The sequence below is a fragment of the Streptomyces sp. NPDC036984 genome, assembly GCF_055607665.1.
Genome location: NZ_JBVJRL010000028.1, coordinates 51740 through 72677, shown reverse-complemented (window position 1 = coordinate 72677; position 20938 = coordinate 51740). Strand labels below are relative to the sequence as shown.

At 71.3% G+C, this 20938-nt stretch carries 19 protein-coding genes; 10 read left to right on the top strand and 9 right to left on the bottom strand.

Annotated features, from left to right (window positions below; all coding sequences use genetic code 11):
• Positions 1-530: 530 nt before the first annotated feature.
• Positions 531-1772: a cytochrome P450 gene (locus ACZ7DL_RS34155; protein ID WP_470780216.1), complete on the top strand. Its 1242-nt coding sequence runs from the start codon at positions 531-533 to the stop codon at positions 1770-1772.
• Positions 1765-2523 carry a thioesterase II family protein gene (locus ACZ7DL_RS34150; protein ID WP_470780215.1) on the top strand — a complete coding sequence of 253 codons (759 nt, stop codon included), beginning with the start codon at positions 1765-1767 and terminating at the stop codon, positions 2521-2523. Before ACZ7DL_RS34155 ends, ACZ7DL_RS34150 begins: the two co-directional genes overlap by 8 nt.
• Here ACZ7DL_RS34150 and ACZ7DL_RS34145 read toward each other — a convergent pair whose 3' ends face one another.
• The 4 genes from ACZ7DL_RS34145 to ACZ7DL_RS34130 form a co-directional block, all read right to left on the bottom strand.
• Positions 2524-3507, bottom strand: a complete 984-nt coding sequence (locus ACZ7DL_RS34145) for an aldo/keto reductase (RefSeq protein WP_470780213.1) — start codon at positions 3505-3507, stop codon at positions 2524-2526. It lies immediately after the preceding gene.
• 31 nt (positions 3508-3538) lie between these two features.
• On the bottom strand, positions 3539-4630 hold the full coding sequence (locus ACZ7DL_RS34140) for a cytochrome P450 family protein (RefSeq protein WP_470780211.1): 1092 nt from the start codon (positions 4628-4630) through the stop codon (positions 3539-3541).
• A 29-nt stretch (positions 4631-4659) separates the two neighbouring features.
• A complete protein-coding gene (locus tag ACZ7DL_RS34135; RefSeq protein ID WP_470780210.1) occupies positions 4660-7998 on the bottom strand; it encodes a non-ribosomal peptide synthetase in 3339 nt (1112 codons plus the stop codon).
• Between the two features lie 106 nt (positions 7999-8104).
• Entirely contained in the window at positions 8105-8527 is a 423-nt protein-coding gene (locus ACZ7DL_RS34130) for an nSTAND1 domain-containing NTPase (RefSeq protein ID WP_470780256.1), read from the bottom strand.
• Between the two features lie 379 nt (positions 8528-8906).
• On the opposite strand from ACZ7DL_RS34130, the gene ACZ7DL_RS34125 reads away from it, so the two are divergent.
• Complete coding sequence (locus tag ACZ7DL_RS34125; protein WP_470780208.1) at positions 8907-9821, top strand: HipA family kinase; 915 nt, start codon at positions 8907-8909, stop codon at positions 9819-9821.
• The gene (locus tag ACZ7DL_RS34120; protein ID WP_470780206.1) at positions 9818-10096 is read left to right on the top strand and encodes an Rdx family protein; all 279 of its coding nucleotides are present in this window, start codon (positions 9818-9820) and stop codon (positions 10094-10096) included. Before ACZ7DL_RS34125 ends, ACZ7DL_RS34120 begins: the two co-directional genes overlap by 4 nt.
• Positions 10097-10099: 3 nt before the next feature.
• On the opposite strand, the gene aceB is transcribed toward ACZ7DL_RS34120, so the two are convergent.
• Both aceB and ACZ7DL_RS34110 read right to left on the bottom strand, forming a co-directional pair.
• Positions 10100-11725, bottom strand: coding sequence for a malate synthase A (gene aceB / locus ACZ7DL_RS34115; protein ID WP_470780204.1), 1626 nt, complete (start codon positions 11723-11725; stop codon positions 10100-10102).
• 185 nt (positions 11726-11910) lie between these two features.
• On the bottom strand, positions 11911-12519 hold the full coding sequence (locus ACZ7DL_RS34110) for a nucleotidyltransferase family protein (RefSeq protein WP_470780202.1): 609 nt from the start codon (positions 12517-12519) through the stop codon (positions 11911-11913).
• Positions 12520-12663: 144 nt separating this feature from the next.
• On the opposite strand from ACZ7DL_RS34110, the gene ACZ7DL_RS34105 reads away from it, so the two are divergent.
• Positions 12664-12978 (top strand): DUF5955 family protein, encoded by a 315-nt coding sequence (locus ACZ7DL_RS34105; RefSeq protein WP_470780200.1) that lies wholly within the window; start codon positions 12664-12666, stop codon positions 12976-12978.
• A gap of 185 nt (positions 12979-13163) precedes the next feature.
• Here the strand turns inward: ACZ7DL_RS34105 and ACZ7DL_RS34100 are convergent, their stop codons facing one another.
• Entirely contained in the window at positions 13164-13958 is a 795-nt protein-coding gene (locus ACZ7DL_RS34100; RefSeq protein WP_470780198.1) for an IclR family transcriptional regulator, read from the bottom strand.
• Positions 13959-14231: 273 nt separating this feature from the next.
• Between ACZ7DL_RS34100 and allB the strand changes: the two genes are divergently transcribed.
• The 4 genes from allB to ACZ7DL_RS34080 all read left to right on the top strand — a co-directional run bounded on the left by allB (position 14232) and on the right by ACZ7DL_RS34080 (position 18447).
• Positions 14232-15569, top strand: a complete 1338-nt coding sequence (gene allB / locus ACZ7DL_RS34095; RefSeq protein ID WP_470780196.1) for an allantoinase AllB — start codon at positions 14232-14234, stop codon at positions 15567-15569.
• Positions 15570-15659: 90 nt separating this feature from the next.
• Positions 15660-16799 (top strand): allantoicase, encoded by a 1140-nt coding sequence (alc, locus tag ACZ7DL_RS34090; RefSeq protein ID WP_470780194.1) that lies wholly within the window; start codon positions 15660-15662, stop codon positions 16797-16799.
• Between the two features lie 124 nt (positions 16800-16923).
• Positions 16924-17739 carry an AIM24 family protein gene (locus tag ACZ7DL_RS34085; RefSeq protein WP_470780192.1) on the top strand — a complete coding sequence of 272 codons (816 nt, stop codon included), beginning with the start codon at positions 16924-16926 and terminating at the stop codon, positions 17737-17739.
• A gap of 75 nt (positions 17740-17814) precedes the next feature.
• The gene (locus tag ACZ7DL_RS34080) at positions 17815-18447 is read left to right on the top strand and encodes a dihydrofolate reductase family protein (RefSeq protein ID WP_470780254.1); all 633 of its coding nucleotides are present in this window, start codon (positions 17815-17817) and stop codon (positions 18445-18447) included.
• A 246-nt stretch (positions 18448-18693) separates the two neighbouring features.
• Here the strand turns inward: ACZ7DL_RS34080 and ACZ7DL_RS34075 are convergent, their stop codons facing one another.
• Positions 18694-19080 (bottom strand): guanyl-specific ribonuclease, encoded by a 387-nt coding sequence (locus ACZ7DL_RS34075; RefSeq protein WP_470780189.1) that lies wholly within the window; start codon positions 19078-19080, stop codon positions 18694-18696.
• A gap of 86 nt (positions 19081-19166) precedes the next feature.
• Positions 19167-19367 carry a hypothetical protein gene (locus ACZ7DL_RS34070; RefSeq protein WP_470780187.1) on the bottom strand — a complete coding sequence of 67 codons (201 nt, stop codon included), beginning with the start codon at positions 19365-19367 and terminating at the stop codon, positions 19167-19169.
• Between the two features lie 200 nt (positions 19368-19567).
• Here ACZ7DL_RS34070 and ACZ7DL_RS34065 point away from each other — a divergent pair, with 200 nt between their 5' ends.
• Positions 19568-20830 (top strand): sensor histidine kinase, encoded by a 1263-nt coding sequence (locus ACZ7DL_RS34065; protein WP_470780186.1) that lies wholly within the window; start codon positions 19568-19570, stop codon positions 20828-20830.
• The last annotated feature ends 108 nt before the right edge of the window (positions 20831-20938 follow it).

Below are 20938 nucleotides of genomic sequence, written 5' to 3'. Positions count from 1 at the left end.
GTTTCGACTCATCGCCGATGATCTCCAAGTCGGACTCTAGGTTGGGACGTTGAGTCCCGTCAAGCACGTTCCGCTTCGCCAAAATCGGGCTCTTTCTGGGGCATTGCACCAGGTTCCCGGTCCACTGTGGTTGACGGTTTCATGAGCATGATGATTGACTGGCTCGCCGGGATGACCATGTGTCAAGTCCGCGCACAGAACTGGGAGTTCCGGGGGATGTGATGACGACCGGCGTCTGCCCGCAAAGCGATAGGTGACGTCCTGTGCGAATCAACCGTTTTCCGACCGAGCGCGCTTGATGGTCGCCGGCCGACGGCGGTCCGTCTGATCGAGCGGTGGTACCGCTCTCCATTCTTCGGCCCACGGCGACGATGCCGCACATTCCGGATGCGGTAGGCCGTTGAGTTATCCCAGAACGCGGCCCGTCGGGCAATCCGTCCGTGGCCCACGTCCGTAATAGCACTGTGCCCGCCTGCCGACCAGGAGTCTGCCGGATGGCTCGCTCCCCGAACCGATGAGGACACCCGGCCATGCACGTCCACGACGCAACCGTTTCCGGATGCCCGGTGCACATAGGTGACACCGATCTGGTCGACCCGCACCTGTACAGCGACGGCGATGCGCACAAGGTATGGCGAGAGCTGCGCGCCAAGGACGGGTTGTCCTGGCACCAGGTCGACGAACAACGCGGTTTCTGGTCGGTGGTGCACTTCAAGGAAACCGATTACGTGCTGCGCAACACCGCGCTCTTCACCTCCGAGCGCGGCAACATGCTGTCCCTGCTCGGAATGGACGACCCGGCGGGCGGCCAGCAGATCGCGGTCACCGACCCGCCGCGGCACACGATCATGCAGGCGCGGCTGAAGAAGGCTCTGGCCGTCCAGGCGGTCGACCGGCAGCGCGAGATGATCCGCGGGCTGATCACCGACCTCCTCGCTCCGCTCGGCGACGGCGGCGTGTTCGACTGGGGGCAGGCCATGCTGGCCATGCCGATGTCGGTCACCGGCACCATGATGGGGCTGCCGGCCGAGGACTGGCCGTGGCTGAGCAGGCTCACCACGATCTGCATCGCCGCCGACGACCCCGAGTACCAGGACGAGGGCAACCGGTCCGCGACGCTGAGCATGGCGCACCGCGAGCTGTTCGCCTACTTCCAGGACCTGGTGAGGTTCCGCCGCGACAACTTGGGCGACGACCTGATCAGCGTGCTGATGAAGACCACGTTCGAGGGCAGGCAGATGACGCCCAGCGAGGTCGTCTCCAACTGCTACAGCCTGCTGCTCGGCGCGAACGTGACCACGCCGCACGCCCCCAACTTCGTGATGGCCGAGTTCATCGACTCCGACGTGCTGCCGCAGTGGGCCGCCGAGCCGGAGGTGGGCGTCACCGCGGTCGAGGAGGCCCTGCGCTGGTCGTCGCCGGTGAACCACATGCTGCGCTACGCCACGCAGGACGTGGTCGTGCGGAACACTCCGATCGCGGCCGGCGAGGCGGTGGTGGTGTGGCTGGGCGCGGCCAACCGGGACGAGACCGAGTTCCCGGACGCCGAGACGTTCGACATCCGCCGCAAGCCGAACAAGCACCTCGCGTTCGGCATCGGCCCGCACTACTGCGTCGGCCACAGCGTGGCCCGGGTCACCCTGCGCATCCTGTTCGAGGAACTCCTGGCGCAGTACCAGGACTTCGAGTCCGCCGGCACCCCCGAGCGGCTGGTGTCCAACTTCGTGTCCGGCTACAAGCACGTGCCGATCACCGCGAAGCGCCGTGACTGACCTCCTGTCCCGCCGGCAGCGGGCACTGCGCCACTTCGGGACGCCGGGCGACACCCGGATCCGGCTTCTGTGCTTCCACTATGCGGGCGGTACCGCCGCGATGTTCCGGGACTGGCCGGACCGGATGCCGCCGGACGTCGCGACGGTGGCGGTGCAGTTGCCCGGCCGGGACACCCGGCTGGACGAGCCGCCGCACGTCCACATGGAACCGCTGGTGGCGGAACTGCTGGACGTGCTGGACCCGCTGCTGGCCGAGCCGTTCGCCTTCTACGGCCACAGCATGGGCGCCCGGGTCGCGCTGGCGCTGGCGCACGCACTGCGCGCCGGCGACCGGCCCGGCCCGCGCGCACTGTTCGTGGCCTCCAGTGCCGCTCCCGCGCTGGGCACGCGGGTGCGCGGCTGGGACGAGTCCGACGACGGCCTGATCGCCTACCTGCGGGAACTGGGCGGCACGCCGCCCATCGTGTTCGAGCGGCCGGATCTCCTGGAGCTGTTCCTGCCCCCGCTGCGCGCCGACCTCACCGTGGTCGCCACCTCCGGCGCCCCTGCGCGACCTCCGCTGGACGTCCCGCTGTACGTCTTCTCCGGCGCGGACGACCACGAGGCGTCGCCGGAGCGGATGGCGGCATGGCAGGAGGAGACCACCGGGCCGTACGCCTTCGAGGTCGTACCCGGCGGTCACTTCTTCGACCCGGCGGGCGTGGCGCGCGTCCTCGACGTCGTCGCCACCGCCCTCACCGAGCCACGCTGATCAGTGCGCCGCGTCCAGCAAGGCGCGCTGGTCGGCGGTCAGCTCCAGGTCCACCGCCTCCAGGCTCTCGTTCAGCTGCGCCACCGATGACGCGCCGACCAGCGGGATGACCGGCAGGTCGCCGCCGATCATCCAGGACAGCACCACCTGGTTGGCGGTGGCGCCGGTCTCCCGCACCACCTCGTGCAGCGCCCGGAGCCGGGCCTTGGTGCCCGCGTGGTCGTGCAGTTCGCCCAGCGGCCGGTCCTCGCGCACGTAGGCACCGGACAGCAGCGGCGTGTACGCCACCAGAGTCAGGTTCGGGCGACTGCGCAGGTAGGTGATCAGCTCCGCGCTGAACAGCCCCTGGTCGCCGTCCTTGGACCGGCGGCCCGGCACGTCGCCGCGCGCCCGGAGGTAGGTGTGGTGGTACTGGATGACCTCGTAGCCGGGCAGGTCGGCGGCGTCGGCGAGCGCGCGCCACTGCTCCAGCCGCCACGACCAGTGGTTGCTGGCGCCGATCATGGCCACCGACCCGTCCTCCACCAGGGAGGCGAAGGTCTCGACGATGTCCTTCTGCGGCACGTCCATGAAGTCCGCGTGCGCATACAGCAGGTCCAGCTGCTCCACGCCCAGGTTCTTGCGGCTGCGCGCCGACGACTCGCGGATCACGTCCGGCGCGAGGCCCTCGGGGTTGAAGAAGTCGCGGCCCGGTGCCTTCGGCCGGCCGCCGAGCTTGGTGGCGATCACCACCTCGTCGGTGATGCCCCGACTGCGCCGCCACCGCCCGAGCAGTTCCTCGCTCTCCCCGCCCTGGGTGCCGTTGACCCAGAACGCGTAGTTGTTGGCCGTGTCGAGGAAGGTGCCGCCGGCCTCCACGAACCGGTCCAGGACGGCGAACGCCCGCTCCTCCTCGACGACCGTGCCGAACAACATGGCACCCAACGCGAGGGCGCTCACTTCACGACGGTGCTGCGGGTTGGTGCCGATCTTCCGGTACTTCATCCGGGTAACGTCTCCAATGCGGTGGGGCGTTTCATGGTGCACGGTCCCCGTCGAGGTTCAGGAACAGGTGGTCCAGCCCGACGTAGGCGAGGTTGGGCCCCCACTCGACGGCGTTTTCCGCCAGGGCGGCGTCCGGGAACCGCCGGACGAACCGCCGCAGCACGGCCGCGGCCTCGAGCCGCGCCAGCGGCGCGCCGATGCAGTAGTGCACGCCGTGCCCGAACACCAGGTGGCGGTCGGCGCGTTCGGCGACCGGGGCGAGGTCGGACAGGTCGGAGTCGAACAGACCGCCGCCGGCCAGCGACACCAGCACCAGGTCGCCCTCGCGCAGTTGTGCGCCCTCGAACTCGAAGTCCCGCGCGACGACCCGGCCCACGTTGCGCAGCGGAGGCCGTTTCTCCAGCACGGACTCGACCAGCGACTCGACCTCGCCCGGCCGGTCGGCGCGGACCCGTTCCCACAGGGCAGGGTCGTCCAGCACGGCCAGCAGACAGGACCCGATCAGCGACGCGGTGGTCTCCAGGCCGCCGAACAGGATCATCGCCCAGGTCGCGGTGGTGCGGGCGCGGTCCTCCGGAGTGTCGCGGGGAAACCCTTCCAGGGCGGGGGAGAGCTCCAGCGCCGCGGTCATCTCCAGCATCACGCGGTGTGCGGTCTCGGCGTGGTCGCGCCGGTACATCGCGGCGATGAACCCGGACAGGGCCCGGGACCACGCGTGCAGCACGGCCGGCTCCTGCGGCACACCGACGATGTGGCCCATCACCCGTCCCGACACGCCCTCGGCCACGGTCGGCACGGCGTCGTGCCGGGCGTCGGCGGCCAGGTCGTCCAGGCAGGCGTCCACGATGGCCTCGATCCGAGGGCCGAGGGACCGGGTGTGGGAGGCGGAGAACATGCGCTGCAGCGGTTTGCGCAGCGAGGCGTGCTCCTCGCCGTCGGTGTGCACGAACCACAGCCGCAGGAACTCGGTCAGGTCCCGGTGCTCCCGCCGGGACTCCTCCGTCATGTAGAGCTCGCCCAGCCGCTTCGACGTCTGGGACGAGAACCCCTGGTGGTTGAGGACGACGCGGGCCAGCGCGGCGTCGGACACCACCCAGCACTCCAATCCGTCGTCCCACGTCATGCCGCCCACCTCGGCGCGAACCGGCCCGGTCACGACCGCGCCGCCTGGTCGATGAGCTTGTTCAGGCCCGCGGGGGTCGGCGCCAGCAGGAAGTCGCGCAGCCGCACGGAGACCCCCAGCTCGTCGCGGACCAGGCGCAGCAGCTGCAAGGCTCCCAGAGAGTTGCCGCCGACGGTGAAGAAGTCGGTGTCCGCGGTCAGCTCGACGGGCTGCTCAAGGACGCGGGCGAACAGGTCGGGCGCCTTGCCCAGCGGGTCCGGTTCGGGCGCCGCGGCCCGCTGCCCGGCAGGTGCCGCCACCGCCGCGAGTTTCCGGCGGTCCACCTTGCCGTTGCCGGTCACCGGCATCCGGTCCACCACGGCCCACAGGCTCGGCACCATGTACGCGGGCAGCCGGTCGGCCACCAGATCGCGCAGTTCGTCGGTGCCCACCGGCCCACCGGCCGGAACGATCGCGGCGAGCAGCCGCTTGTCCGCGCTGTCCCCGTCGTCGGTGACCACGACGGCCGCGTCGCGCACCCGCGGGTCGGCGGCCAGTACATCGGCGATGGCGGACAGCTCGATGCGGAACCCGCGCAGTTTCACCTGGTCGTCGCGGCGGCCGAGGAAGCGCAGCCGCCCGTCGCGGTCCACGCGGACCAGGTCACCGGTGCGGTAGAGCCGGTCCGGGACGTCGGGGGAGAAGGTGCCGAAGCCCCTGGCCGACTCGGCCTCGTCGTCCACATAGCCGTGCGCCAGGCCGTCGCCCGCCGCGTACAGTTCGCCGACCGCTCCCGGTGGCACGACCCGGTGCCGCCGGTCGAGGACGTACACGCGCGTGCCCGGCACTGGGGTGCCGATGGGCAGGGGGCCGTCCGCCTCCGCGGCCGACGTGACCGAGTGGGTGGCGGTGAAGGTCGTGTTCTCCGTGGGGCCGTAGCCGTTGGTGACGATGATTCCGGGGTGGCGCTCCAGCACACGCGCCACGTGGGCGTGGGGCACGACGTCGCCGCCGGTGAGCAGCTGCCGCAGGCCGCCGAGCCCCGTCGGCGCGAACTCCTCGACCAGCCGGAACAGGCCGGCGGTCAGCCACGCGACGGTGACCTGCCGGTCGAGAAGGAACGCGCCCAGCTCGCTGGGCGACGGAAGTCCCGCCGGGTACACCTCCACCGCCGCACCGCCCGCGAGCGGGCCCCACAGCTCCAGGGTGGACGCGTCGAACGCCAGCGGCGACAGGCGGAGCATTCGGTCGTCCGGTCCGAAGCGGACGAAGTCGGGTTCGTGTACGAGCCGCACGACCGCCCGGTGAGGCACCGCGACGCCCTTGGGCAGACCCGTGGAGCCGGAGGTGAAGGCGATGTAGGCCAGGTCGTCGGGGCCGGCGGCCGTGGGCTCGGCGGCCGAGGGTTCCCAGGTCGGCTCCCACGTTGCACAGGCCGGCACACCGAGGCGTGCCACGGCGTCCGGGGAGGAGGCCAGGGCGGCCTTCGGCGCGGCCTTGGCCAGGATGTGCCGGAGCTGCTCCTCGGGCTGGCTCATGTCGACGCCCACGTACACGGCACCCGCCCAGGCGGTGCCGAGCACCGCCACGACCTCGGCGATCGACCGGTCCAGTGCGATCAGGACCCGTTCACCGCGGCCGACGCCGAGTTCCCGAAGGCGGCGCGCCTGCTCGGCCGCCGCGCCCGCGAGCTGCGCGTAGGTCAGCTCCAGGTCGCCCTCGCGCACCGCCACGGCCTCCGGCGTGCGCTGCGCCGCCCGGCGGAACAGCTCGTCCGCGGTGACCGCGGGGAAGGTGCCGCGCGTGCCGTTCAGGGCGTCGAGCTCCGCCCGCCGCTCGGCGGACAGGCAGCGCAGGTCCTCCACCTTGCCGTCGGCCGTGGCGAGTTCGCGCGTGGCCGTGGTGAAGTCGTCGAGGAACGCTCGGGCGTCGTCCTCCTGCCACAGCGCCGTCGCGTACTCCAGTTGTGCGCCCAGTGTCGGGCGGGACCGGCCGAACAGCAGCGACAGGTCGAACTGGGCGCCGCCGCCGTGGCCCTCCTCGATGCGGAGCCGTACGTCGCCGGCCTCGATGTGCTGCGGCACCAGCTGGTCGTGCATGCCGAAGGAGACCTGGACCAGCGGGTGGGCGCTCAGCCCGCGCTCCACGCCGAGCCGGGTGACCAGCTCGTCGAAGGGCAGTGCCCCCGCCTCGATGCCGCGCGCCAGCGAGTCCTGCACCGCGCGCAGGTAGTCCGCGGCGGGCGCGTCGTCGTCGACCTCCAGGAGGATCGGGACCAGGTTGCCCGCGACGGCGATCAGCTCGGCGAGTTCGGAGTTGTCGCGCCCGTAGAGGGAGACGCCGACCAGGAGCCGGTCGACGCCGGTCCAGCGGCTCAGCGTCAGGCCGTAGGAGGCAAGGAGCAGTGCGAAGGGCGTGATGCCCAGGTCCCGTGCGCGGCTCTCGACCAGACTTGTCAGGTTCGTGTCAAGATCAAGAGGGATGCGATCGCCTGCCGGATCCTGGACCGTGGGGCGCGGCTGGTCGGTGGGCACTTCCAGGACGGTGGGCGCACCGTCCAGGTGCTTGAGCCAGAACTCGGCCAGACGGTCCCACTCGCCGCTGGTGCGGTCCTGCTCGTGGCGGCGCAGCAAGGCTTCCGTGGTGGGAGCGGGCCCGGTGTACGGCAGGGGCTCGCCCGCCCTCAGCGCCCGGTAGGAACGGAACAGCTCGTCGAGCAGCAGGCCGACCGCCCACCCGTCGAGGAGCACGTGGTGCGCGACCAGCACGACCGCCTGCTTCCGCGCGCCGGTGACGAACAGGTAGCGCAGCGGGGGAGCGGCGGTGAGATCGAAGGGGACACGGCCACGCTCGGCGGCGGTGGCGCGGACGAACTCCTCGAAGTCCGGGCCGTCGTGCCCGATGTCCACGATGTCCGGCTCGACCTCGTCGAGCACGACCGGCACGATCTCGCCGTCCTGCTCGCGGAGCACGGTACGCAGGGAGGCGTGCCGCGCCGTCGTGGCGGCGGCGGCGCGAGCGAAGACCTCGCGGTCCAGCGTGCCGCTGTCCACGTACGACGTGAAGACCAGGTTGTACGTGGAGCCGCCGAGGACGTTCTCGATCAGCCACATGCCCCGTTGCGTCGGGGTCAGTGCGGGCGCCGTGGGCTCGGGTGCCGGGGCGGGGGCGGGTGCCGTGCCGACGGCGTTCGCCAGCACCGTGCCCAGCGGCGCGGACGACAGCAGCTCCGCCATCGACAGCCGCAGACCGAGCTGCTCCTGGGCCAGGGCGGTCAGCCGCATCGCCCGCAGCGAGTCACCGCCGAGCGCGATGAAGCTGTTGTTGGCGAACGTCGTCCTGTCCGTCGCCGGTCCGAGGACCGAGAGCGCGAACTCGTCCAATGACATGCCGACCTCCGGGTTCTAGGGTGAATCTGCTGCCTGGGCCCGGTGCTGACCAGGAGGTGGTCACAGCCAGGCGAGACCCCTTGACGGGACCGTTTCGCAGGCCGGATCAGCCTGTGAAACGGCGGGCGCGGGAGAAGTGAAGTGAAGTCCGTGCCGGCGTCCGGGCGCCTCGTCGGATACGAGCGCGTGAGGCTGTGAAGGTCCGGTGAACGCGCGATTTGATCTCCCCCATGTTTAGCGATGCTAAAAGCCCTCCTTGATCACTGTCAACAGCAGAACCACCGTCAACACCCGTATAGATGCAGGCAGTTGGCCGGTTCCATTCTCTGGCATTTGGCCGGTTCCCTACCGCCGGCTCCTTGGTGCTTGCCGGTTCCCTACCGCCGGCGAATTGCCCCGGGCGTCCTCGCGGTGCGACACGCGTGGCGTTGACCCGCGGAGTCCGGTAGCCGTCGTGCCGCGTCCTCGGCACCACCCCGGCCGGCGCGAGTGACGACTTCCCGCAGCCGGACGCCCCGTACGCCGGCACGGTGGACTGATCGCCCCGCAGGGCGGTGACCACTCGCCTGATGTCGAGGGGGGCGAAGGAGTGGCAGTGGGAGCTTCCGCGTGCTGCGGCGCACCTACGCCTCGATCACGCTGGAGGCGGCGCAGTCCGTGGTGACGCCGGCGCGATGGCCCGGGCATCCTCTCCGGCTGTCACGCTTGGTTACTATGCTCATTTCATGCCGGAGGCCGGAAGCAACGGTCGCAACGCCATCGACGGACTGCTGGGGAGATAAGGGAGACGAGCGTGCCGGCCGGCACTCCAAGATTCTCCCCAGGGGTGATCGTGGACGTTCCCCGGAGTGCAGCACCTGGGAGGTGGCCGTGGAATATCAGGTAGAAGCGGGATGGGGCCTTCGAACATGCTGAGGCAAGTTGCTGCGACCCGGTACATCGAGCCCCTGCGGTCCGGCGGCTCCGTGCCCGGCGTCGTGGAGGCCGACGACCTCGGCACCTACGTCGTCAAGTTCACCGGCTCCGCGCAGGGCCACAAGGCGCTGGTCGCCGAGGTCATCGTCGGGGAGCTCGCCCGCGCGCTCGGCCTGCGCTTCCCCGAACTGGTCCTCGTCCACTTCGATCCCGCCGTCGCCGCCGCCGAGCCGCATCAGGAGGTGCGCGACCTGCACAGCGCCAGCGCGGGCGTCAACCTCGGTATGGACTATCTGCCGGGCGCCCGGGACTTCACGCCGGAGGTCGCCCGGACCTTCCCGGTGGACCCGCTGGAGGCCGGCCGGATCGTCTGGCTGGACGCGCTGACCGCCAACGTCGACCGCACGGTGCACAGTTCCAACCTGATGGTCTGGCCCACGCTCGGCACCACGCCCCCACGCCTGTGGCTCATCGACCACGGCGCGGCCCTCGTCTTCCACCACCGCTGGGACACCACCACCCCCGGCAAGAAGTACGACTTCCGCCACCACGCCCTCGGCCACTACGGCCCCGACGTGCGCGCCGCCGACGCCGGACTGGCCCCCCTGGTGACCGAGGAGCTGCTGCGCGCGATCGTCGCCGAGGTGCCGGACGCCTGGCTCGCCGAGGACGCCGGATTCGCCACGCCGGACGACGTCCGGGACGCCTACGTCGGCTACCTCATGGACCGCGTCCGGCTCTCGCCCGAGTGGCTGCCCACCGATTTCCCGAGCCGCGAGCAGCTCGCGGCCGAGGAGGCCGCCCGCGCGGCCAGGACCCAGGAGGGCCGCCCGGACTGGCTGAAGCGGGTCCCCGACCTGCACGGCAAGCCGGCGGCGGAACAGGATTGGTCGGTGCACCTGGAATGAGTCGCACGGTTCAGATCGAGTACTGCACCCAGTGCCGTTGGCTGCCGCGTGCCGCCTGGCTGGCGCAGGAACTCCTGACCACCTTCGAGGCCGAGCTGACCGAGCTGTCGCTGAAGCCGGGCACGGGCGGTGTGTTCGTGGTGCGCGTCGACGGCGAGGTGGTGTGGGACCGCCGCGAGCACGGCTTCCCGGAGCCGACGGCGGTGAAGCGGCTCGTACGCGACCGAGTGGCCCCGGGAAAGTCCCTGGGCCACTCGGAGGCGTCTTCTTCCTGAGGGTCAGCCCTTGAGCTGCTCGTACGCCGGCAGGGTGAGGAAGTCGGCGTAGTTCTCGTCCAGGGACACCTGGAGCAGCAGGTCGTGCGCCTCCTGCCAGTGCCCGGCGGCGAAGGCCTCCTCGCCGATCTCCTTGCGGATGGCGTCGAGTTCCTCGGCGGCGACCTTGCGGGCCAGCTCCGGCGTGGCCTTCTCGCCGTTCTCGAACTCGACGCCGGCGTTGATCCACTGCCAGATCTGCGAGCGGGAGATCTCGGCGGTGGCCGCGTCCTCCATCAGGTTGAAGATGGCGACCGCGCCGAGCCCGCGCAGCCAGGCCTCGATGTAACGGATGCCGACCTGGACGGCGTTGACCAGGCCCGCGTACGTCGGCTTCGCGTCCAGTGAGTCGATCGCGATCAGATCGGCGGCCTCGACGTGGACGTCCTCGCGCAGCCGGTCCTTCTGGTTCGGCTGCGCGCCGAGGACCTTGTCGAAGGACTCCATGGCGATCGGCACCAGGTCGGGGTGGGCGACCCAGGAGCCGTCGAAACCGTCGTTCGCCTCACGGTCCTTGTCGGCGCGGACCTTCTCGAAGGCGACCTTGTTGACCTCGGCGTCCTTGCGGGACGGGATGAAGGCCGCCATGCCGCCGATGGCGTGCGCGCCGCGCTTGTGGCAGGTGCGGACGAGGAGTTCGGTGTAGGCCCGCATGAACGGGGCGGTCATGGTGACCGCGTTGCGGTCCGGGAGCACGAACCGGGCGCCGCCGTCGCGGAAGTTCTTCACGATGGAGAACAGGTAGTCCCAGCGGCCGGCGTTCAGCCCGGCGGCGTGGTCGCGCAGTTCGTAGAGGATCTCCTCCATCTCGTACGCGGCCGTGATGGTCTCGATCAGGACGGTGGCGCGGATGGTGCCCTGCGGGATGCCGACGTAGTCCTGCGCGAAGACGAAGACCTCGTTCCACAGGCGGGCTTCGAGGTGCGACTCGGTCTTCGGCAGGTAGAAGTACGGCCCCTTGCCGAGGTCGAGCAGCCGCTGGGCGTTGTGGAAGAAGTAGAGGCCGAAGTCGACGAGGGCGCCGGGGACAGGCGTGCCGTCGGTGTCGACGAGGTGGCGTTCGTTCAGGTGCCAGCCGCGCGGGCGCATGACGACGGTCGCCAGCTCCTCGTTCGGCCGCAGGGCGTACGACTTCCCGGACCTCGGGTCGGTGAAGTCGATGTTCCGGGTGTAGGCGTCGATCAGGTTGATCTGACCGAGGACCACGTTCTCCCAGGTGGGCGCGGAGGCGTCCTCGAAGTCGGCGAGCCAGACCCTCGCGCCCGAGTTGAGCGCGTTGATGGTCATCTTGCGGTCGGTGGGACCGGTGATCTCGACGCGCCGGTCGTTCAGGGCGGCCGGGGCGGGAGCCACCCGCCAGGAGTCGTCGGCGCGGACTGCGGCCGTCTCGGGCAGGAAGTCGAGCGTGGAGGTGCGGGCGATCTCGGCGCGGCGCTCGGCCCGGCGGGCCAGAAGTTCGTCACGGCGCGGGGTGAACCGCCGGTGCAGCTCCGCCACGAAGGCGAGCGCCGCGTCCGTGAGGACCTCCTCCTGCCGGGGCAGGGGCTCGGCGTCGACGATGGCCAGCGGGGACGGCGCTGGTGCGGACATGAGCTGTCACTTCCTTCAGCGGGTGGCACCAAGTGCCAAGTGGCACGAATAGGGCAATCAGCGCCCGCTGTGCGGTCAGGCGCTTCTGATCAGTGGATAGTAGTTTCCTCATCGTGGAACTTCAATGGTTTGTTGATGTCGAGATTCTCTGGGTCGAGGCAAGGTGGCGCTCGGTGCCACCCCGTTCACTCAAGGTGGCTCAGGTCGGCCTCGGTGTCGATGTCGTACGGCTCGGCGACGTCCCCGCACTCCACGAGCCGGATCCCGGCCTCGTGCGCCGTCAGGTAGGCCCGTGCCCCGCGATCCCCGGTGGCCGTCTCCGCGATCCCCGCCCAGTGCGCGGCGCCGAACAGCACGGGATGTCCGCGCACCCCTCCATAGGCGGCCGAGACCAGCGATTTCTCGTCCTCGTACGCGCCGAGCACCCGGGCCACCGCGGCCGGCCCGATGCCGGGCTGGTCGACCAGGCAGACCAGGGCCGCCGTCGCGCCCGTACCGGTGAGCGAGGCCAGTCCGACGCGCAGCGAGGAGCCCATGCCCCGCGCCCAGTCGGGGTTGTCCACCAGTACGCAGCCGGGCAGCTCGGCGCGCCGGCGCACCTCGTCCGCCCGGGCGCCCAGCACCACATGGATCCGCCCGCACCCGGCCGCGCGCAGCACCCCGGCCGCGTGTTCCACCAGGGGCCGGCCCCGGTGCGGCAGCAGTGCCTTGGGGCGCCCGCCGAGCCGCCTGCCGCCGCCGGCGGCGAGCAGCAGCCCCGCGACATCCCCCTGAAGATCCCGGTTGTCCGTCATGAGTCCTGCATACCCGACGGCGGCGGAACCGGACGGTTTTTCCGGTGCCCGTTCCGTTGGGCTGAATTTCGGTCCGCGCTGTGGCGCTCCCGCACGGGGTGGCGTTTACTGACCCGCGCACGACGGCGCGCCAGGGGGAGGGCTGTGTTGCGGAGCTTGGGGCAGAGGCCGGTGACCGGCAGCGACGAGGACCCGAGAGTGGCGGAACTGCGGACCGCGGTGTCCCGGCTGCGCCGCGAACTCGCCGCGTTGACGGCGGACTTCCCCGACCGGGCGATAGCCGAGGACGAACTGGCGGCCCTGGCGGCGATGGCCGCGGGCGGCCCGCCGGAGATCCCGCGCATGCGTGGCTCGCTGCTGCTCATCGCCGGGGCGATCGGCTCGGTGAGCGCGCTGGCGAGGGGGCTGCGGGAGGTCCGCGAGGCGGTGAACCTGTTCGGGGAACCGCCGGGCCGCTGAGCCCCCGCCAAGACGCCGCCGGCCGCGCGTGGGAACAGGTGTGCGGCCGGTCGGCGGCGGGTGTGGGCGGTTATGAGCAGTGGTTGCCGGACGGGGAGTTCACGGTGGTGGTGTCGACGTCGGCGGGGCCGGCGGCGGCAAGTGCGCCGAGTGTGCCAGGGTGGTGGGGTGGGGGCCGGTCGGGCTCAGCCCCCCGAGCTGGCCAGCGCCTGGGAAAGTTCCGTGGCCACCTGCTGGAGCATCGGCACGATCTTCTCGGTCGCCGCCTCGGTGACCCGCCCCGCCGGCCCGGAGATGGAAATCGCCGCGGCCGTCGGGCTGTCCGGGACGGACACCGCGAGGCACCGCACCCCGATCTCCTGCTCGTTGTCGTCGACGGCGTACCCCGTCCGCCGCACGTCCTCCAGCGCCGCGAGGAACCCCTCGGGCGTGGTGATGGTCTTGTCCGTGGCCGCGGGCATCCCGGTGCGCGCGAGCAGCGCCCGCACCTCGTCGTCCGGCACTCCGGCGAGCAGCGCCTTGCCCACGCCGGTCGAGTGCGGCAGCACCCGCCGGCCCACCTCGGTGAACATCCGCATGGAGTGCTTCGACGGCACCTGCGCCACGTACACGATCTCATCCCCGTCGAGCAGCGCCATGTTCGCCGTCTCGCCGGTCTCCTCCACCAGCCGGGCCAGGTACGGTCGCGCCCAGGTGCCGAGCAGCCGGGACGCGGACTCGCCGAGCCGGATCAGCCGGGGGCCGAGCGCATACCTCCGGTTGGCCTGCTGTCGTACGTAGCCGCAGGCGACCAGCGTGCGCATCAGTCGGTGGATGGTCGGCAACGGCAGGCCGCTGGCCGCGGACAGTTCGCTCAGGCCGACCTCGCCTCCCGCGTCCGCCATCCGCTCGAGCAGGTCGAAGGCGCGCTCCAGGGACTGCACCCCGCCGGCGGCGGAGGGCTTGGCGGAGTCGGTGGTGCTGGCGTTGGACGTCGGCACGGCGCGTTCCTTTCGGGGTGGCAGGAGGGCAGAAGCCTACCCGGCAGGCGGTTGACTCCCTGCTTGTACGTAGCTACGTTCTGCCTGCTGGAATTCTAATTCCGCTTTGTGGAAATGTCCAGGGTCGGGTGCCTGCTCCCCGCTGCCCGGAAGTGTGCCTCTTGACGGCGGAGAAGCGGGAGTGAAGACTCCTTCAACAGAACGTTGAAATCCGTTACGTGGGTGTAAATCCCGTTTCCTGGACGTGCAACGGCGGTAGAGAGAGGGGTTCGGGTGTCCGACGCTGAACTGGTGCTGCGCTCGACGCGCGTGATCACTCCGGAAGGGACGCGGGCCGCCACGGTCACCGTGTCCGCCGGGAAGATCACGGCCGTCCTGCCGTACGACGCCGAGGTACCGGCCGCGGTCCGGCTGGAGGACGTCGGCGACCACGTCCTGCTGCCCGGCCTGGTCGACACCCACGTGCACGTCAACGACCCGGGCCGCACCGAGTGGGAGGGCTTCTGGACCGCCACCCGCGCGGCCGCGGCCGGCGGCATCACGACCCTGGTCGACATGCCGCTCAACTCCCTCCCGCCGACGACCACCGTCGACCACCTGCGGATCAAGAAGGACGTCGCCCGGGACAAGGCGCACATCGACGTCGGCTTCTGGGGCGGCGCCCTGCCCGACAACGTCAAGGACCTGCGCCCGCTGCACGACGCCGGCGTCTTCGGCTTCAAGGCCTTCCTGTCCCCGTCCGGCGTGGACGAGTTCCCGCACCTCGACCAGGACCGGCTCGCCCGGTCCATGGCCGAGATCGCCGGGTTCGACGGGCTGCTCATCGTGCACGCCGAGGACCCGCACCACCTGGCCGCCGCCCCTCAGCACGGCGGCCCGAAGTACGCCCACTTCCTCGCCTCCCGCCCGCGCGACGCCGAGGACACGGCCATCGCCAACCTCATCGCGCAGGCCAGGCGCCTGAACGCGCGCGTGCACATCCTGCACCTGTCCTCCAGCGACGCACTGCCGCTGATCCGCGCCGCCCGCGCCGAGGGCGTCCGCGTCACCGTGGAGACCTGCCCGCACTACCTCACCCTCACCGCCGAGGAAGTCCCGGACGGCGCCAGCGAGTTCAAGTGCTGCCCGCCCATCCGTGAGGCCGCCAACCAGGACCTCCTCTGGGAGGCCCTCGCCGACGGCACCATCGACTGCGTGGTCACCGACCACTCGCCCTCCACCGCCGACCTGAAGACCGACGACTTCGCCACCGCGTGGGGCGGGATCTCCGGCCTCCAGCTGAGCCTGTCGGCGGTGTGGACCGAGGCCCGCAAGCGCGGCCACGGCCTGGAGGACGTGGTCCGCTGGATGTCCACGCAGACCGCCGCCCTGGTCGGCCTCGGCCGGAAGGGCGCCATCGAGGCCGGCCGCGACGCCGACTTCGCCGTCCTCGCCCCCGACGAGACCTTCACCGTCGACCCGGCCGGCCTCCAGCACCGCAACCGGGTCACCGCCTACGCCGGCAAGACCCTGTACGGCGTCGTCAAGTCCACCTGGCTGCGCGGCGAGCGCATCGTCGCCGACGGCGCGTTCACCGAGCCGAAGGGCACGCTGCTCGACCGCGCCCAGTGACCCTCCCCCGAGCCCTCGGCCTCGTTCGAGCAGGGGACCCCCACCCGCATCCCGCACCCGGCCGACTCCAGAAAGGACCCCCTGATCACCGTGACGGCGCAGCAACAATCGAGTTGGGCCAGCTTCACCGGCGACGCGAACCCCTACGGAGGCGGCGACCCGTACGCGGACTACCGCACCGCCGACTTCCCCTTCACCCAGTACGCCAACCTCGCCGACCGGCAGCTCGGCGCCGGTGTCATCGCCGCCAACGACGAGTTCTTCGCCCAGCGGGAGAACCTGCTGGTGCCCGAGCGCGCCGAGTTCGACCCCGAGCACTTCGGCCACAAGGGCAAGATCATGGACGGCTGGGAGACCCGCCGCCGGCGCGGTGTCTCCGCCGAGCACCCCTGGCCGACCGCCGAGGACCACGACTGGGCGCTGGTCCGGCTCGGCGCACCCGGGGTGATCCGCGGGATCGTCGTCGACACCGCCCACTTCCGCGGCAACTACCCGCAGGCCGTCTCGGTCGAGGCTGCGTCCGTACCCGGCTCGCCCTCCCCGGAGGAGCTTCTCGGTGACGACGTGAAGTGGACGACCATCGTCCCGCGCACCGCCGTCGGCGGCCACGCGGCGAACGGCTTCGAGGTCACCGTCGAGCAGCGCTTCACGCACCTGAGGGTCAACCAGCACCCCGACGGCGGCATCGCCCGCCTGCGCGTGTACGGCGAGGTCGTCCCGGACCCGCGGTGGCTGGCGGTCCTCGGCACCTTCGACGTGGTCGCCCTGGAGAACGGCGGTCAGGTCGAGGACGCCTCCAACCTCTTCTACTCCCCGGCCACCAACACCATCCAGCCGGGTCGCTCCCGCAAGATGGACGACGGCTGGGAGACCCGGCGCCGGCGCGACCAGGGCAACGACTGGATCCGCTACCAGCTGGTGTCCCAGTCCCGGATCCGGGCCATCGAGATCGACACCGCCTACCTGAAGGGCAACAGCGCCGGCTGGGCGTCGGTGTCCGTCAAGGATGCCGATGAAAGCGGGGCCGGCGAGTGGGTCGAGATCCTCCCGCGCACCCGCCTCCAGCCGGACACCAACCACCGCTTCGTCCTGCCCGAGCCGGCGGTCGGCACGCACGCGCGGATCGACATCTTCCCCGACGGCGGCATCTCCCGCCTGCGCCTGTTCGGCTCCCTGACGGAGGCGGGCGCGGCCCGTCTCGCCGCCCGCCACCAGGAACTCGGCGGCTGACCCACCCCCACGCGCGCGTGGGGCGCCCCGGCCTGGACAGCACCGGGGCGCTCCACGTGTCACTCCGGCGGACCTGTTCGCCCGGTCCGGAACTCTTCCGTCCACCTCCCGCGTTCTCTCCCACGTGACCCTTCAGCAAGAGATCGTCGGCAACGCCATGCAGATGGCGGTCGTCAACCTGCACCCCGGCCAGACCGTGTACTGCGAGGCCGGGAAGTTCCTGTTCAAGACCACCAGCGTGACCATGGAAACCCGGCTGTCCGGACCGTCCGGAGGCGGCGGTGGGCAGCCGGGCGGCTCGGGCGGCGGCATGGGCGGCCTGCTGCGCCAGGCCATGGGGACCGCCATGCAGGTCGGCCAGCGCATGCTCGCGGGTGAGTCGCTGGCCTTCCAGTACTTCACCGCTCAGGGCGGCGAGGGCACGGTCGGCTTCGCGGGCGTGCTCCCCGGCGAGATGCGCGCCCTGGAGCTCGACGGCACGCGCGCGTGGTTCGCCGAGAAGGACGCCTTCGTGGCCGCCGAGTCCACCGTCGACTTCGGCATCGCCTTCGCCGGCGGCCGGACCGGCATGAGCGGCGGCGAGGGCTTCATCCTGGAGAAGTTCACCGGACACGGCACGGTGATCATCGCCGGCGCGGGCAACTTCATCGACCTGAACCCGGCCGACTTCGGCGGCCGTATCGAGGTCGACACCGGCTGTGTGGTCGCCTTCGAGGAGGGCATCGAGTACGGCGTCCAGCGCGTCGGCGGCCTCAACCGGCAGGGCATCATGAACGCCGTCTTCGGTGGCGAGGGCCTGTCCCTGGCCACCCTGGAGGGCAACGGCCGGGTGATCCTCCAGTCCCTCACCATCGAGAGCCTCGCCAACGCCCTGAAGAAGGCCCAGGGCGGCGACAAGCAGGGCCCGACCGGCGGACTGTTCTCGACGCACGCCGGCTGAACCGATGAGTTGCGGGGCCGGGCGGGGTCTGAGGTGATGACAGCGGACCCCACCACCTGGAAGAAGGCACCCGCCATGGGCAAGCTCGTCTCCACCGTCTTCGTCAGCCTCGACGGCGTCTATCAGGCCCCCGGCGGCCCCCAGGAGGACCCCAGCGGCGGTTTCGACCAGGGCGGCTGGAGCTTCCCGTTCGGCGACGACGACTTCGGCCGGTTCGTCGACGAGGTCTTCGGCCGGGTGGGCGCCTTCCTGCTGGGCCGCCGTACCTACGAGATCTTCGCCTCCTACTGGCCGAAGGTGACCGACCCGGCGCACCCGGTCGCGGGCAGGCTCAACGCCCTCCCGAAGTACGTCGTCTCCGCCACCCTCCCGAAGCCGGAGTGGTCCGGCACCACCGTCGTCTCCGGTGACCTCGTCAAGGAGGTCACGGCCCTCAAGGAACGCACGGACGGCGAACTCCAGATCCACGGCAGCGGCGCCCTGGTCCGCTCCCTGCTGGACCTGCGGCTCCTGGACACCCTGCACCTGCTGACCTTCCCGGTGGTCCTCGGTACCGGCCGCCGCCTGTTCCCGGACGGCACGATGCCCGCCCGCTTCCGGCACAGTGCCGGGCGCGTCACGGGCGCGGGGGTCTCCATCCAGACGTACGACTTCGCGGGCAGCCCCGAGTACGGGTCGTACGAGCTGCCCGAAGACGACAGGGCCTAGGGGGTTTCGTTTGGATCAGGTCGGATCAGGCCGCGGCGCATGGTGCGGTGCATCGCAAGGCGGAGGATCACCCGCGTACTGGGCGTACTCGGGTGGTCCGACAACGCGGCGAGGTGCCGTGCCGGGCGTCGCGGACCCGGGCTGATCCAAACGAAACCCCCTAGCCCGCAGGGTGCCGGTCCGACCTCGCCCCGCGCCGGTACGGCTGTGGGGGGAACGCGGGGCGAGGGGCTCGGGCGCGGGACCTCAGCAGTCGAAGTCGATCAGCTTGAACGTGGCGTAGTGGTCGGAGGTGTAGTAGTCCTCCTCGTACTCCTGGCCGGTGACGATGCGCCGTGCTCCGCGGGTGGAGGAGCCCGGGGTGATGACGGTGTACTCGTGGTAGTAGCCGGAGGACTGGCTGGGCAGGACGCCTTCGCGGTTCTGGAAGACGCTGCCGTCCTGCGAGTACGGGTACGGACCGCCCCGGTCGATCAGGTCGAGCGTGTCGTGCGCCTGCGAGGGGAGGGCGCTGTGGCAGATGCTGCCGACCGCGGCGTTCGCCGTGGTGGCGGAGACGGTGCCACCGACGAGGAGGGCGGACAGGACGGCGGCCGCGGCGCCGATACGAGTGATGCTGTGGGGGATTTTCATACCGCCATGGTGACGCGCGTAGCGGATGGCATGTCAATGACAACTCTGTAGTGTTAACCGTCAGATCCGATGAATTTTCCGGGAGTTCACTCGGCTTTCCGGCTCTCCGCCGCGGCGAAGAGCGCGAGGGCGAGCGCGACGAGCGCGACGCTCGCGTACACCTCGTAGCCGTCGAGAAAGCCGATCCGCTGCACGAGGCCCACGTCCCAGTCGGCGAACTCGTGCACGAGGCCCAGCACGCCCTGCACCAGGGCGACGAATCCGAGAAGTTCCAGTACGGGTTTCACGGCACGACCTTCCCAGGCTCGCCGCCCGCCCCGCATCGGCCGCGAGTCGGCATCGTGCCGTCACAAGGCTGTTCCGCCGCCGGTGTCGCGGTCCGAAAGTCGACGCCGGTGCGACTTTGGTCGGTGATTCCCGGCGTCCGGTCGGTGATACGGGGCGAGGAGCGGCGCCGGGCCGCCGTCCGTGCGTAGATTTGTCGACCGTGAGCAATGACGAGCCGGCGCCGGCGCCGCAGGGGCCGGCGGGGCGCCGGTGGCTGTTCCCCTCCGCCCTCATCCACGAGCTGGACCCGGACGCCGGGGCCTCCGGCCGGCGGCCGCGGCGCACGGCGCGCGACTGGGCCGTCGACTTCTGCTGCTTCCTCCTGGCCGTGGGCGTGGGGCTGGCCGCCGCCATGACGCTGTCCCGCGAACCCGGCCTGCCGCGCTCCCTGGCTGTCCTCGACCAGGCCTTGGGCGCCCTCGGCTGCGCGGCGGTCTGGCTGCGGCGCCGCCGGCCGGTCGGGCTCGCCGTGGCCATGGTCCCGGTCGGCTTCCTGTCCAACTCGGCGGGCGGCGCGGCGCTGGTCTCCCTGTTCACGCTGGCCGTGCACCGGCCCTTCCGGTACGTGGCCTGGATCGGCGGCGCCGACCTCGCGCTGGTCCCCCTCTTCTACTGGGTGCGGCCCGACCCCGACCTGCCCTACCTCGGGGTCGTCGCGTTCACCGGACTGCTCACCGTGTCGGTCGTCGGCTGGGGCATGTTCGCCCGTTCCAAGCGGATGCTGATGCTGAGCCTCAGGGACCGGGCGCACCGGGCGGAGACCGAGGCCCGGCTGCGCGCCGAGCGGGCGCAGCGGCTGGCCCGCGAGGCCATCGCCCGCGAGATGCATGATGTGCTCGCCCACCGGCTCACCCTGCTCAGCGTGCACGCGGGCGCCCTGGAGTTCCGGCCGGACGCGTCACGCGAGGAGATCGCGCGGGCCGCCGGGGTGATCCGGGAGAGCGCCCACGAGGCCCTGCAGGACCTGCGGGAGATCATCGGCGTACTGCGCGCCGGCGAGTCCGACGAGCAGACCGGCGGACGACCCCAGCCGACGCTGGCCGCGCTGGACGCCCTCGTCGCCGAGTCCCGCGAGGCCGGCATGGAGGTCGGCCTCGACCACCGGGTCGCCGACCCGGCCGCCGTCCCCGCCTCCGTCGGCCGCACCGCCTACCGCATCGCCCAGGAGGCCCTGACCAACGCCCGCAAGCACGCCCCCGGCACCGAGGTCACGGTCCGCCTCGCCGGCACCCCGGGCGACGCCCTGACGATCACCGTCACCAACCCCGCCCCGCCCCGCGAGGTTCCACCCGTCCCCGGCTCCGGCCAGGGCCTGATCGGCCTCACCGAACGGGCCACCCTCGCCGGAGGCCACCTGGAACACGGCCCGAGAGCCGACGGCGGATTCGAGGTACGGGGGTGGCTGCCGTGGCCACGGGGGTGAGGGACGGCACATCCGCGGACATCACCGGGCGCGTGTGAACCCGGCCGGCCCGCCGGGGCAGTCGCTCGCACACGCACGCGTGCACCCGGACTCAGATGGTTTCCTCCG